Here is a 13,734-nt window from a genome sequence, read left to right as displayed (position 1 = left end):
GATGGTTGCTGCCTCCTCGAGATAGACGTTCACAAGGGGATGGTCGGCATCGATATGGCTCTGTCGCTTGCGACGTTTGAGCGCGCCCCACAGTTCAGAGAGGATGACCAGTGTCAGAGCACGCTGGGGATCCGGCTGCAACGACCCGGAATTAAAGATGACGAGAACATCTTCGTTGAGAAGCTTACTAAAATTGAAGACGTCGTCGGTATCATCCGGAGAGCGATTGAAGATCCGACCGAGCCGAGAGTCGCTGGTGACCGCCTCGATGCGGGTTTGGACGCCCTGCATGACGTGCTTGAACGATTGCTCCGAGTTCGCGGTGACACCCTCTAGATGTTTTTGGAGTGTCTCGTCGCTGACCGCGGGCGCAGTCTGACTCTCTTTCATTTTGAGAACAGCATCAAGAAGCTCGCTCTGGGAGAACGCGTCAGCACCGTGGACCGGATCGAATTGTGATTTGATGATATATTTAAGCACATCCGGTGAGCGAACCGCCTGCTCGAAGTTGTCCCCACTCATGATCTGTTTGACGATGTCAATGTAGTGGTTAACGACATGTTCAACGGCACTAGACCGTGAGAACCCTGCTTCGAGCATGGGCCGAATATCAAAAAACGAGAAGGTAGGCAACATCTCGCGCAAGTCGAAATAAAAGACGTTGTCGAGATCTCCGTGTTGAAGATAGTGAGCGCGGAGATATTCCTGCGTCATGGTCCCACCTTTCGGGTCGATTATGATGTCGAGACCGTCGGTTACTCTGTGGTTGGCGAGAATCGCATTAATCAGGAGATACGATTTCCCGGCACCGGTTTTACCGAACAGTCCGATGTGACGATGCTGGAGCGCCGGCGGTATGGCGATCGGTGTGTCACTGACCTGTCCATCGTCGGTTTCCGGCTTCCCGACAACGAATCCAGCTTCGCCGTAGGTTTCAAGTCGATCATCGGCTGGCTGGCCTACCGCAGTCCGTTCACCCGGGATCACGTCGAGTGCACGACTTCCCTGGGTTGTCAGCGTCTTCCCACCTAAAATACAGAAGTGTGGGATCTCCCGAGCATCGACCACGATCCCCATGCTTTTGTTCGCCACCAAGGGGTCCTTTCTGGCGAAATCCTGATAGCTCCGTCTGCACATTTCACGCCCCCGGATATCGTCAAATACTCTACTTCCTGTATTTACGAGAAACAACATCCTCGCCCTCTGAATAGGCGACTGGACCCCATCGATTGACACTGCTCCCTCAATATGATGATATTTTGACCCGACTGAACCGTAGACGGACGCGAGCTCTTCGACGGTCCGACGAGCTTCCTCGGTGTTGGATGAGGTTGTGATCACCGACGCACGGATCGTCGCGATGAATGATCGATCGCTCTCTCGATTTTCTATTGCGTCGAACCGTCGGCGGTCGCTCTCGCTCATCGACTGTCGATTTGCGTTCTGCGTGGGCTCGAGTGCGTCCGGATCGAACAACCGATCCACCACCGTCCCTTTATCGCGCTTTAGCATTTCACGCCGCTTATCGGCGGTATGAGTCCAGTTCGACTGAGGCTGAAAGAGCGCCTGATAGATAACCGTCGCTGATGTTCCGGCCATCGTCTCGACGATCGCCGCAAGCGGTGGCCGTTCGTCTTCCTCCGATATCCTCGCAGATCCGAACTCCTTCAAGCCGACCTGCCAATCGGCACGACGTGTCACGTGACCTTTGTATTCGACACTGGCGACATGGCGATCCGATCGTCTCGTGAAATCCGTGTCGTTGCTTCGATTCGCCTCCGGATCAGCGATCGCATCGATCGAAACGGCCTCTTGTGTGAGCTCGACCGTCTCCGAGAAGGCGCTTCGAAGCACTCGCTTGAGGGTGTCGAGGTTGCCATTGATGAGCCGGAAAAAATATTCAACACTCGTATTCGATCCACCGCGAGACACGAGCAGACACTCGATGGTCTGGGTCGTGTCCCCACCAAACAGTCCCAGGAGCGGTGATTCCTCCGGGAGTGCATGTTCGTGAAGTCTTCGAAACTGCGTTTGGATGTCCTCTATGTTGAGTTCATCCGCACTTGGTTTGACTCTCAGATACTGTTCGGTGGCATCGTTACCGCTCATGATATCGGCCTGACTCTGTTTTGTTTCTGTCATCTGTTGTGTTCTGTGGGTGCTCTGTCGCCGTCCGTTGCCCCTTACTGTTAATGCACTTTGAACCTATGTATAAGTTACGAAATTAGTGTTAGTCACGTCTATTCCTTAGTTAATACAGAATCTGGGTTGACTATAATATCCATTTCTTCGTCGTGGTTTGATGGACTGTCCCAGCTAGAGCGATCGATATGAACGCTGATCTCAGACGGCTCTGACAATACAGTCGGTCGTATCCCTAGAGAATGTTCGTTCGATGTTCCTGCTCATCAGTGATGACGAACGACACGATTCGTCCAGTGGAATGCTGAAGAAATGTCAATTCAGCGGTTGCCATCCGGATACGAGCTATTCAGTCAGCGGTGCAGGGCGCTAAGCTTCACCCTCAAGCGCTCGCCGCGATGCGTGGGCGAGCGGTAGGGTGGGGAGGAAGTCACATCGTGTTCGTGGAGCGCTTGGCTTGCATTCCGGCATGACTTCGACAGTACGACGATCTCGCTCGAGCATCGAGTTGATAGCTGCTTCAAAGACGATCGCTGCCGTCCACAGTGACTACACCATCGGTTCATCACCGAAATTGCGCTTGCTGCCTGTCGGCAATCACTCGGTCAACAGTAACAGCGAGAACTCGTCTGCCCCACAGTCGGGACACTCCATATCTTCCACCCTCTGTGCACCAGTCTTCGATACGGCAATAGTTGTCATTCGACCACAGTTGTCGCATTTGCCAGTGGTCTTGTTCTGAGTCGCTGTACTTGTCATGGATACTTGTACTCAGTTCTATGTTGTAATCGTTTCGGTTGTCATGTTTGGACAATGGACGATACCTCATGATAAAATTGCTCGAAAATATCGCTATAGCAGAGGTAGTTATAAAATATTGAATTTATGTCTTCTTCTTTCGATAGTGGTCGAGCGGCAGTCCGGTGGGCCTTCCCGACAAGCGCTAGCTGCTATCGTCGAGCGATCGCTGTTCGTCCTCCCTGCCGGCAGGGTGGGCACCGATCTCGATGCTGTGGGTGGTATCGATCGATCCGTCTGTGGACTGGCGATCGCTACTGCTGCCACTTTCGTTGTCAGCAATCGCGCTGGCTGCGCCACGGCCGTAGTGGGCCTCGAAGAACCCGCGCCACCGATCTAGTTGTGGTAGTGCTGTGAATATCTCGCCAATATCGATCGGCTGGGTGAACAGCTCGTCGTCGTGATCGAGACCGAGATTGAGTGTGGTCTCGTACAGTATGTCGTCCCACCGAGATGGGCGAGCGAGCGTGCTCTCGTCGCCGTCGACGGTGCGTGGTGCATCGACGCCGGCGAGCGGCGACCACCACGGAATGAGCCACGCCTGCCATTTTCTGTGGCCGCCGTTGCCCGTGGCCTCAACCATCCCGAGTGCGGCCAGTTCGTCGATGTTGCGATTGTAGGACGTTCTGGAGATCCCTGCGCGGGCGACGATCGTCGACTGCCCGAGCGGGTCGTCGGCGACGAGCAGTGTCTTGAGGACCGTCTGCATCGTCGGCGGCAGCGAGGGGACGAGTCGGTCGGCAGGTAGCTGTGTGAGGCCGTATGCGACGTCTGTGGGCGACAGTGTTGCCGTCGGCGTCCGCGTACGTGCGATCGCGAGTAGGGCTTCGGCGAATGCATACGGCGAACAACGCCCCGGCTCCGTCCCGAGCGTTGCCGTCGCGAGGCGGATGCTCTCGCGTCGGTCGGTGGAATCGAGGGTGAATCCTTTTCGCGCTGCCTGTCGGTCGAGTACTCCTCGGAGGGCGGCGTAGCTGTTGCCCTCGACGACCGGGATCTCGAAGCCGACACCGCGTCTGGTGCCCTCTTGGATGACCTCGCGAACGTCGCTCGCGTTCGTTGCGATGGCCGACTCGATGTCCTCACGGAACGTGGTTGCGGTCGGCCCCGAAACTACCCACGAGGCGGTGAGTTCGGCCGTTGGATCGTCGTCGAACGCGTAGCCAAGACGATGTTTGAGCTTGTCGACGCGCTGTTCGTAGAGCAGGCGATAGGCAGAATGGACACCGTAGGCGGCGTTTTTCGGCACGGTATGCTTGAAGAAATCACAGAACTCCCGGTAGCGCTGTGTGCCCGCCTGGAGCGTGGCGGTGTCGGGGACGCGAACGTGGATCGTGAGATCGATATCGCTGGCGTGGTAGAGCTGGGTCGCCGACGCGAGTAGTCCGTGGGCATCCCGACAGAGTGTACTCCAGGCGTCGGGATCGTCACGGTCGAGGGTCGACAGCTCTGTGAGGAGTCGGCGACGGACCGCGCTGTACCGTTCGCGTAGGCCCTCGTAGTCGTGTTCGTCCTCGCTGAACCAGCCGACCTGTGCGCCGAGGCGAAGGACGTCGTCGATTGCACTGTCGAGTGAGTTGTCGTACAGCGCGTCGAGATCGTCGCCGACGGTGGCCGGCGTGAGTACCCTCTCGAACATGCGTTCGCTGAGTAAGGCGTTCGTGATCCGTACCAGGGTGGGGAGTGGGCCTCCCCACTGGACGACGACCTGAGCGTGGTCGTCGAAACAGCTGATATAGCTTACTTCACCATCCTCGAACGCCTGGGTCGGGTCGTCGACGACCGTGACGCCCGCACAGCGTCGTCCGGCACGGAGCCGTTCGTGCATGGCCCACGCGTCGAGCCGACCGTCGGGCCCGTCGAGCCACTGGACGTAGCCGTTGTCGTCGGCCGTGCCGGTGTCTGCGAGCCACTCTTCGGCGGTGGGTGCGTTCTCAGGGACCGTCGACGGCGACGAATGTTGTGTGGGCGGGGCCGTGTCGGCGGTGCGGTCGGTGGCGATGCTGTCGTCGGTCGGGGTGGGGGACTCCTCGTCGCGGTCGGCACGACACACTACACTTGTTGAGTCGTGATAGGTGCGCGTACGATCGCTTGTGAATCGGGATTGATCGGGATGGTGGGGACATCCGTCAGGCCCGAGCAGTGCTGTGGCGGCTGCACCGGTTTCGGTGAGCGTCACGTGGTTTGACGTCGGCCGGCTGTCGATCGCGATGAGACCATGCTCGTCGGCGAGTTCGCGGACGTACCGATCGATCGTCCCGTCTGCGAGTGCGAGCTCCGGGTCGGCTTTGAGCTCACGGACTGTGCGATCGCTGTCGGACGACAGTGCTTCGAGGACGGCAAGTCGGCCACCGTCGGGATCGAACTGCGAGATCGTTGCCCACGCTTCGTTGCGTGTCTGTTTGCTCGTCTCGCCGGGGACTGTCCGGCCCCACCCATCCCGTGAGCGAGTAAGATCGAGATGCTCGTCACACCACTCGGGATGGTGGCGGTCGAGATGTTCTCTGAGGCGTGGCGAACAGACGAGGCGCAGTTCACAGACCTCGCTGAATAGTGCGATCGTATCGAGTGCACGGGCGGCGGTGCGCTCGTCGGCGACGCTCGTCCATGCCGGCCCGTCGAGGACAAGTGTGATGGTGGGCTGGGGACGGGCTTGTTGGAGCAGCGGGATGATCGTCTCCTCCACCATGTCGAGCCCGGAGTTCAACGTGTCTCGGCCGGTCCCGACGGTGGTGAGTGTCTCTTTGAGCCCGTCGTATTTCTCTCGCTCGCGCTCGTCGAGCATATCGGGATCGTGGTCACTGTAGCGCAGCGTGTATCGCGTGATCGCTTCGGGGTAGGGACTGCGCCACGTCCCGACGTCGTAGCGTTGGTGGAGTGCTTTGCGGGCGAACAGTCGTGGGCGCTCGTCGCGGAGAATTCGTCGGTCGTAGGCGTGTGCGAGCTCGCGCACCGTCCGGACGGCTGTCGGGAGTAACGTCTCTTGCAGGTCGGGTAGCCACTCGCTGGCCCGCGGTCCCACAGCGTGCACGGTGGGCGTGGCTGATGAGTGGTGGCTAGGGCTTGTGCTGGGCGCGACGAGCGAGACGCCCACCGGTTAGTGGCCGTCGTCGGGACCTGCGTAATCGAGCACGGCTGCGGGGCCCTCGTCGGCGGTAAAGACGAGCCGATGGCTCTGGGTCGCGGCGTCACCCCGCAGCGTCAGTCGACCGGCGACGACGATCTCGGCAGCGCCCGTGGTGGGCGTGGTGATCGTGCCGTGCTCGGACAGACAGCGCGAACAGTGGATCGTGGCGGTGGTCCAGCGGGCCTCGTCGGTGAAGCGATGGGCGCGCAGTGCGACGGTGCTCCCCTCGCCGATCGAGCACTGACAGGACGCACACTGTGCGAACGACCCGGTGCCGATCGTGGTCCCCGACAGTGCCTGCTGTGGGGTGGTCGAGATGGTCGTGACGACGTGATCGCCGTTGCGGGCCGTCATCGCAGACACCCCGACAGCGTCGTGCCTGTCGTCCCTTTGTGGACGAGCGTGCCCGTGCGCCCACAGTACTGGCATTCGTCGGCCTCGAACGCACTACTGTCGTCGTAGGACTGGTTCGTGATTGTGAGATCGGGGACATCGCAGTGGCAGCGAAGGATCGTCATTGTCTGGTCCTCCTACTGGGTGGAATCTGGAGCGCCAGTCCGTCGTTTGCTTTCGTAACGATACGTCGGTCGCTGCCGCTGGATTCAAGAGCGGCTGGTTCGCATTGTGACATGCTTCTCTCCTGAGAAGCGCGGGTCAGCGTCCTAGCGCTGGCCCGAAGAGGTTCTTCAGGCGATCCGCGCTTCTTAGCTGCGTCTATACTCTCCGCTCACTTCAATGTATGCATTATGCACGATATACTGCACGCAATGATGAACATTAATACGACCGCGTCACCTATTTGCCAATAGAATGGCAACGAGTACAACAGACGTGGCCGAACTGAATCGGATTGATCGTGCCATCCTACAAATGCTCGCTGAAGGACGCGCCACCCAGGGGTATCTGATCGATGCAACACCGCATACGCGAAGTCAAATCCAGCGCCGACTCGAAGCGCTTCATATGGGCGAATATATAGAGAAAATACATGATGGGACTGCTTTGTACGAGATAACGCAAAAAGGCCAGAATGAAGTGACCGATCACTCCACGACCCAAAGCTGAAACGCGGACTCAGATTTGTACTGTTTCAATCAGTGTGCTGTTGCAGTGCTTTCTCATAGGTTGTCTCGGCCCGGATGGCGACTGATTCCCAGTCGTACTCGGCTGCACGCTCTTGTGGATCCGTCGTCGGCTGCTCACCAGCGAGTGCTTCTCCAAGCGCCGTGGCAAGCGCGGCTCTCTCGGGCTGGACCAGCATTCCAGCATCGCCGAGGACTTCGCTCGCGGCGGATTCGGGGTGGTCGGCGGCGATCACGGTACAGTCGGCGGCCATCGCCTCGGCACAGGTGATCCCGAAGCCCTCGCGAGTCGACGGCGAGGCGAACACGCGTGCTCCACGCATATGTCCGAGAACGTGATCGTACTCGTCCAAGAACCCGAGAAAGTCGATCCGGTCCGCATGATCCAGCTGTTGGGTCTGCTGCTGGAGTCGATCAGCTTCCGGTCCGTCACCGATGATTCCGAGCATCGCGTCGGTCCGGTCGGCCACCGTATCGAACGCATCGAGCAGTAGCGCGACGTTTTTGTCTTCGATCAACCGGCCGGCGAACAGGATATCGTAGGAAGCGTGGCCGTGAGCTTCGGGCAGTGGTGCTGACTGGATGCGGCCGACATCGATCCCGTTTGGAACCACCTCGATCGATTCCCGTGAGGGACCGATCTCGGCGAGGCGGTCGGCGGTGATTCCTGAAACGGCGATCGGTTGCTGGGGGAGGTGAGCGGTGACGTGCTCGATCGCCTTGCCGAATGGAGCTGTGCGACCGAGATACGATTCCCAGTAATCGCGCCAGACCTCGTGCCACGTCGTCACCAACGGCGTGTCGGTCCCGAGTGCCGCGAGCTTCGAAGCGAGTACCGGAAAATACGGGAAGACGGAGGCGACCACGAGATCGTGGTCGTTCGCGGCGAGCCGTCGGTGAAGCGGGCGGGCAAGTCGGGCGGCGAAGTCGATCGCCTCGGTGATCGAGCGCCGGTCGTCGGTGTAGAGGTCGGCCGCGGGCGCGACCGCACGGAGAATGAGCCCCTCGTGAGTGGTTTCGGGCGGTCCGTCCCAGAACTGGCGACCGTAGACGGTGATCTCGTGGCCGTCGGCAGCGAGTCGGGTACCGATCTCGTGGATGCGCTTTTGCGCTCCGCCTTTGACGAACGGATGCACGACATTCGAGACGAACGCGATTCTCACGCCGCGGTATCCACTGCACGCAGGCAACCTTCTTTCGATCGGCTCCGATGATATCTGGCGTTAGAATTTATGAAACCCCTACCGGCCGTCGACGGTCGCGTTCTGCTGTGAACCCACACCTCGGGTGGACTAATCCAATGTACGCTACTCAGTTCGGTCACCCCGGCGTATTGCATCCAACCGCCGTCATATCCCATGTAAGACACACGAATTCGTTGTATTCTCTCTTTCCCTTGTCCGGTGAGTGGGCTATCTGTCTGTCGCTCGTGAAACAAAGACACTAAGACGCCCTCCGGAGTTCGTTCGGTAATGAGTGAGTGGGAGCACGTGATTCTGTTGTCGGCCGACGCGCTGCGTGCGGACCATCTTTCGTGTTATGGCTACCGCCGGGACACCTCGCCCGTACTTGACGACTTCGCGGCGGAGTCGCTTCGATTCACCCGCGCCTACAGCGCGAGCTCACACACACGCGAGGCGATGCCGGCGCTGCTTACCGGGGAGTATCCGGATGCCGCTATCGACGTCCATGTTGATACTCAAACTCAATACAAGAAGACGGGCACACACAGGGGAAGCACATCTAAACATCGTCTCAATGACGTGAGGTGCGCGGAGTAATGCATCTCCTCGTCCTTTCCGAAGCGTTCTATCCCGAGACCAGCGGCGGCGCACATGTTCGGTGGCGATTCTGCCAGTTGGCAGTCGAACGCGGCCACGATGTCACTGTCTTCACACCACACGAAAAGGGATTCGCCAAATCCGAGATCGTCGATGGCGTCGAAATTCGGCGTCCGTTTCCCGTGAAATCCGACTCGGTTCCGATCTACTCTCCGATCGCGGTGATCACCCGAATCGCCGCATCCGTACTGTTCTTCGTCTATCTGTGCTGGTGGCTCCGCGATCAGGACGTGGATGGACTACATTCGGCTTCGCATCTGACTCACTGGGTCGGCAAGGCGCTGTCGGTGTTCTACGACCTGCCACTCGTCTCGTTCATCGGGTACACACCATCGGTCGATGCCGATCCGTCACTCTCACCGCAACTGCTGCTCGAACGAGTGAATTTTCGGTTCTTCATGGGTCAGACCGTATTCTGTCGAATCCCACGGACGAAAGAGATCATCGAACGGTACACCGACGGGACTGTTGTGGTACTCCACGGGATACTCAACCAGAAACGGATTACTGATGCCGTGTCGACGGCGGACCGGGACCAGCGACGCATCGATCTCGGCATCGACGAGAACGAGACACTGCTCGTCTACGTGGGCCGTCTCGCACCGCTCAAAAATCCTGTCGGCGCAATTGAGGTGCTTTCGGAATTCCCATCAGAGTACACGCTTGCCATCGTCGGTGATGGCGATGAACGTGAGACAGTCGAGCAAGCAGTACGCGAGCACGGTGTCGAGGATCGAGTGCGGATCTGTGGGCTACTCCCTCATGGTGAGGCACTCGAAACCATTGCGGCTGCAGACGCACTCGTATTCCCCTCTCACACAGAGTCGTACGGGGCTGTCGTCTTCGAGGCGCTGGCACTCAATACGACGGTGTTCGCAAGACCTGTCGGAGCGGTACCAGCAGTCGACCATCCACGGCTGCATGTCGGTTCGCTCGACGAGTTCCCACGACTCCTCTCGGGAACGACGATCGAGTCATTCGACGGTCTCGATACCGAGACGCTGGAGCGCTTTTCGATGGAACGGTATACCGATGGACTCCTCGGCGCATTCGAGGAACAAACCACCCGTGAAACCACCATCGGAGGGGCGTGACGTGCGAATTGGCGTCTATCTGGGTACCGCCGACAATCCAACTGACAACGTCGCCGAGGACCTCGGCGGCGTGGGCCGCTGTCTCTCCGACCACGAACTCGATGCGTTCGGTACTGCATCGCTTCCCGAGTCGGTACGGGACTACTACACCCAGATATCGACCACACATCGCTCACCACGAACGCCCTACACGCGGATTCTGGCGACGTACCGCGACTGTCGTGAGTACATCCGTCGACGGTCTCCTGATGTTCTCTTTCAGGTCTGGAAGTATCAGACACACGCGCCGGGGCTAGCGCTGGCGGGTCACCGCGCGGGCGTTCCGACCATCACTCGACTCGCCGGTGACGTATTCCAGGAATATCAGGGCCACTCCGGGGTGAAGAAGGCGGGTATCTTCCTCCTCGACAACATTTTCGGCCGAATTCCGCTGCGGCTTTCGGATGCGATGATTGTCTTCGGTCCCTACGGGGCCGCGCAAGCGTCTTACCGTGGAATGGACTCCGAGGACATCGTGACCATTCCGCCGCCCGGCGAACTGGACGAGCGGTTCTCCCCGCCGAATGACAAAGCGGCCTGTCGGCGGGAACTCGACCTCCCATCGGACAGAGATATCGCCCTGTTCGTGGGGCGACTCTCCCGGTTGAAGGGGATGAACTTTCTCGCAGAGGTTATCGAGCGCGTTGCGAGTGAACGCGATGTCCTGTTCGTGCTCGCGGGGAGTGGTCCGCACCGCGAGAAGCTTGCCGAGAGATTTTCCGACGAGGTGGTTCGACTGCCGGGCTACGTCCCACACGCGGAGATTCATCGCTACTACAGAGCGGCGGATGTGTACGTGCATCCATCGCCGTACGAGGGAATACCGCTCGTGCTCCTCGAAGCGATGAACTGTGGCGTGCCGGTAGTTTCGCGCCCTGCTGGCGACATCGGATTTCTGACGCCGAATATCACCGAGACGCCGGCCGAGATGGCTGCCACGATTCTCGCGCGGAACTGGTCCGACGAATGGCTGAACGAGAAGTTCTTTACCACTCCATATCAAGCTGAAGCGTTGGGGCGTCTCGTTCGATCTGTCGACCGTTCTAATGCACTTGAAAAGAGTACAAAAGAACAGATTCTATGATTATCAATAACAGACATCAGGAATGATGCGGATGGCAAAACTCTGCATGGCCATCTGCGCCCTCGCGTTCGCCGTGATGGTCGTCGGTGCCCACGAGACGGGCCAGCTCTTCCCGTGGCCACACCTGTTCGTGCTCATCGCCGCAATGGTTCTTTTCGGCGGACTGATGGTTGGTGATATCTCCATCGGGACGAGCACCGTGTTGGCGGTGATGCTCGCCGTGTCGTTGCGACTGTTTATCTTCGAGTGGCCGGCCTCGATGATCGGGATGGACCCGGACAAGTACGCTGTCGGAATCCATCGGATCATCCAGACGAAGAGCTTGGCAACGCTTGCACAGGCCGTCCCGACGTATTATGCGCTGCCTGCATTCCACCTTCTGAACTCGGAAGTCGCACTTGTCTCCGGTCTACGTGGCCGAAACGTGCTCGTCGCCATTCCGATACTGCTGGGGGTGCTGTTGCCACTCACCGGAGCGGTGCTCGCCGCTCGATTCACCCGTCCATCGAACCGGTCCGTCGCCACTGGAACGGCCGCCTTGCTCGGAGCAGTCGCCACCATCGGCGTGCTCTTTGGTTACTGGCCTATCGTCCAGACTATTGCCGTCCTGGTGTGGTGTCCAATACTGATCGCTCTTGCTCGCTTCTTCGCCACCGGCGACCGCCGATTTGTCGCTCTGGCGATTTTCACTACCGGAACCGCGCTGTTCGCCCACAAAATATCGATGTTCGTCGTCGTCGCTGCGGTCGGCATGGCACTTTGTATTCGGTGGCTACGGATCGATCAATGGCTCGGGCGTGAGCTATCTCTCTCTTCGGAAGCGATTGACTCGGCCGATGCGCGCACGATTGTGGCCCTTTTGGGGGTCGGGCTGGCGCTGCAATGGGTGCTGTTGACAACTTTTGCTCGCACCGCGATTATCGGAAAGTTAGTACCGCTGCTGACGGGTGGCTTTTCGATAGTGCCAGCCGACAAGCTGGTGCGGGCAGCGGTCTCCAGCAATCCTGGAATCGTGGGAATTCTCATACGACGCGGTGACTTTCTGGTATTGCTTCCTGCCGTTGCCGGGGCGTCACTCTGGCTCTGGTTTCGGGACCGATCGTGGCCGATGAGCCTGCTCCTCGGGGCGGCACTCGCCCCTATCGCTATCGCTGGGATAGCAATCGTTGGCGTCGGGGTTGTTCCCCCACAGCGTGCGATTCTGTTCGGCATCCCGATGTTCGCAGCCGTGCTCGGAATCGCTATCGGACGAATTGGCGGAAACGAAACGACGGCGTACCGGACTGCAGCTTTCGCTCTCGTCCTCGTTCTCGTTGCTTCACAAGCGGGATCAGCTTCACTTGCGCCCAACTACCCGGGCGAGCCTCGGATGTACCTTTCCGATGAGGAAGTGACTGGCAAGGCCTTCATGATGGAACATACCGGCGAAGCTGTTGCAATGGATTTCTTCTACGCCCGTGAGCAGATAGACTTCGACGACCCGACTGCCTCGCAGAAACCAGGGCTCAGTTCTGTATCGGGGGTGACAGCACTAAATGATGGGCTATTGAATGCGACACTCATGAACCAGTCATACGAGAACATTCTTCTCCGGGAGATGGCGGTCACACGATTCTCTTCTGGAGCATATCGACTGACTTGGAACCCGATTCGAGTGTACACCAATAGCGATGGCTACAACCGAGTTCTCGACAACGGAGAGACTATTGGATTGGTCAACCGATCCATGTCTCGTGGTTGAGGCGTTATATTCATTACTCGTACAACTGTCCTCAATTCATGGGAAAGTCGAACATCCTGTTTCTCACCGTCGATTGTCTCCGATACGATCGCTGCGGGTTCAACGGATACACGAGACCGACCACGCCCACGCTCACCGAACTGGCTCGGTCGTCGCTCGTCTTCGACACGGCGGTTGCGACCGGCCCGTATACGCCCGAATCGGTCCCCGGATTTCACGCGGGCTTGCACGGCTACAACAGCGCCTACTACTCAGACGTTGACTGGACGGCGATTCCGAACGATGCCGAAACGCTCGCGTCTCATTTCCGCAACACCGGCTGGGAGACCATCGCAACGATATCGAACCCACAACTGACGACCGAGCGGAACTTCGACACGGGTTCGACAGCTTTCGAAACCTCCGCACCGAGGACATCGAGACCGAAATCGGCAATCCGCCGGGTCGGCGGGATCGCTCCGCGAGCGGGTGAATTCTGTGCTTAGTTCGTCGCGTGACCGAACTTGGTCGATGGAAAACACCGCCCTCTCCTCGGGGCTGTACGCCCTCTATCGCTACCAGCAGCTTCGGACCGACCGGCCCCACGACGCGCGGCGAGGTGGTCGTCGGCAGCCTGTTCGACGAACTTGACGCGTGGGACCATGACCGACCGTTCTTTGCGTGGATGCATCTGATGGATCTCCACGCACCGCTGCATCCCGGTCGAAAGTATCGGACAGGAGCCGGATAATGTTCTGTGCATCTTGGCGAATGTTGAACGAGTTTGCTCTACCAAGGAAGAGACAG

9 protein-coding genes and 2 pseudogenes are annotated in these 13,734 nt (G+C 58.9%); 6 read left to right on the top strand and 5 right to left on the bottom strand.

What is annotated here, in order from left to right; translation table 11 throughout:
* Positions 1-159 precede the first annotated feature (159 nt).
* The 4 genes and pseudogenes from MUK72_RS20550 to MUK72_RS00275 all read right to left on the bottom strand — a co-directional run.
* Positions 160-1,599: pseudogene (locus MUK72_RS20550) on the bottom strand (helicase HerA domain-containing protein); the annotation flags it as partial.
* A gap of 1,486 nt (positions 1,600-3,085) precedes the next feature.
* Positions 3,086-5,962, bottom strand: a complete 2,877-nt coding sequence (locus tag MUK72_RS00285; RefSeq protein ID WP_244702540.1) for a MarR family transcriptional regulator — start codon at positions 5,960-5,962, stop codon at positions 3,086-3,088.
* A gap of 75 nt (positions 5,963-6,037) precedes the next feature.
* Positions 6,038-6,421 (bottom strand): DUF8112 family protein, encoded by a 384-nt coding sequence (locus MUK72_RS00280; protein WP_244702531.1) that lies wholly within the window; start codon positions 6,419-6,421, stop codon positions 6,038-6,040.
* Entirely contained in the window at positions 6,418-6,585 is a 168-nt protein-coding gene (locus MUK72_RS00275) for a hypothetical protein (RefSeq protein WP_244702528.1), read from the bottom strand. The genes MUK72_RS00280 and MUK72_RS00275 overlap by 4 nt, the downstream gene beginning before the upstream one ends.
* A gap of 292 nt (positions 6,586-6,877) precedes the next feature.
* On the opposite strand from MUK72_RS00275, the gene MUK72_RS00270 reads away from it, so the two are divergent.
* Positions 6,878-7,132 carry a hypothetical protein gene (locus tag MUK72_RS00270; RefSeq protein ID WP_244702526.1) on the top strand — a complete coding sequence of 85 codons (255 nt, stop codon included), beginning with the start codon at positions 6,878-6,880 and terminating at the stop codon, positions 7,130-7,132.
* 25 nt (positions 7,133-7,157) lie between these two features.
* Here MUK72_RS00270 and MUK72_RS00265 read toward each other — a convergent pair whose 3' ends face one another.
* Positions 7,158-8,312 (bottom strand): glycosyltransferase family 4 protein, encoded by a 1,155-nt coding sequence (locus tag MUK72_RS00265; protein ID WP_244702517.1) that lies wholly within the window; start codon positions 8,310-8,312, stop codon positions 7,158-7,160.
* Positions 8,313-8,621: 309 nt separating this feature from the next.
* Between MUK72_RS00265 and MUK72_RS00260 the strand changes: the two are divergent.
* The 5 genes and pseudogenes from MUK72_RS00260 to MUK72_RS00240 form a co-directional block, all read left to right on the top strand.
* Positions 8,622-8,834 (top strand): annotated as a pseudogene (locus tag MUK72_RS00260) (sulfatase-like hydrolase/transferase); the annotation flags it as partial.
* Between the two features lie 95 nt (positions 8,835-8,929).
* The gene (locus tag MUK72_RS00255) at positions 8,930-10,084 is read left to right on the top strand and encodes a glycosyltransferase (RefSeq protein WP_244702513.1); all 1,155 of its coding nucleotides are present in this window, start codon (positions 8,930-8,932) and stop codon (positions 10,082-10,084) included.
* Position 10,085: 1 nt separating this feature from the next.
* A complete protein-coding gene (locus MUK72_RS00250) occupies positions 10,086-11,207 on the top strand; it encodes a glycosyltransferase (RefSeq protein ID WP_244702510.1) in 1,122 nt (373 codons plus the stop codon).
* Between the two features lie 31 nt (positions 11,208-11,238).
* Positions 11,239-12,948 carry a hypothetical protein gene (locus tag MUK72_RS00245; RefSeq protein WP_244702507.1) on the top strand — a complete coding sequence of 570 codons (1,710 nt, stop codon included), beginning with the start codon at positions 11,239-11,241 and terminating at the stop codon, positions 12,946-12,948.
* Positions 12,949-12,986: 38 nt separating this feature from the next.
* Positions 12,987-13,433 (top strand): sulfatase-like hydrolase/transferase, encoded by a 447-nt coding sequence (locus tag MUK72_RS00240; RefSeq protein ID WP_244702505.1) that lies wholly within the window; start codon positions 12,987-12,989, stop codon positions 13,431-13,433.
* The last annotated feature ends 301 nt before the right edge of the window (positions 13,434-13,734 follow it).

The sequence above is a fragment of the Halococcus dombrowskii genome (assembly GCF_022870485.1).
Classification (GTDB): domain Archaea; phylum Halobacteriota; class Halobacteria; order Halobacteriales; family Halococcaceae; genus Halococcus; species Halococcus morrhuae.
Note: the sequence above shows the minus strand (reverse complement) of the source record. Positions and strands in the feature narration are given on the sequence as shown.

Coding starts and splice junctions, on each gene's coding strand:
- MUK72_RS00280 (WP_244702531.1), bottom strand. CDS start 6,421: ATGACGGCCCGCAACGGCGATCACGTCGTCACGACCATCTCGACCACC.
- MUK72_RS00275 (WP_244702528.1), bottom strand. CDS start 6,585: ATGACGATCCTTCGCTGCCACTGCGATGTCCCCGATCTCACAATCACG.
- MUK72_RS00270 (WP_244702526.1), top strand. CDS start 6,878: ATGGCAACGAGTACAACAGACGTGGCCGAACTGAATCGGATTGATCGT.
- MUK72_RS00255 (WP_244702513.1), top strand. CDS start 8,930: ATGCATCTCCTCGTCCTTTCCGAAGCGTTCTATCCCGAGACCAGCGGC.
- MUK72_RS00245 (WP_244702507.1), top strand. CDS start 11,239: ATGGCAAAACTCTGCATGGCCATCTGCGCCCTCGCGTTCGCCGTGATG.
- MUK72_RS00240 (WP_244702505.1), top strand. CDS start 12,987: ATGGGAAAGTCGAACATCCTGTTTCTCACCGTCGATTGTCTCCGATAC.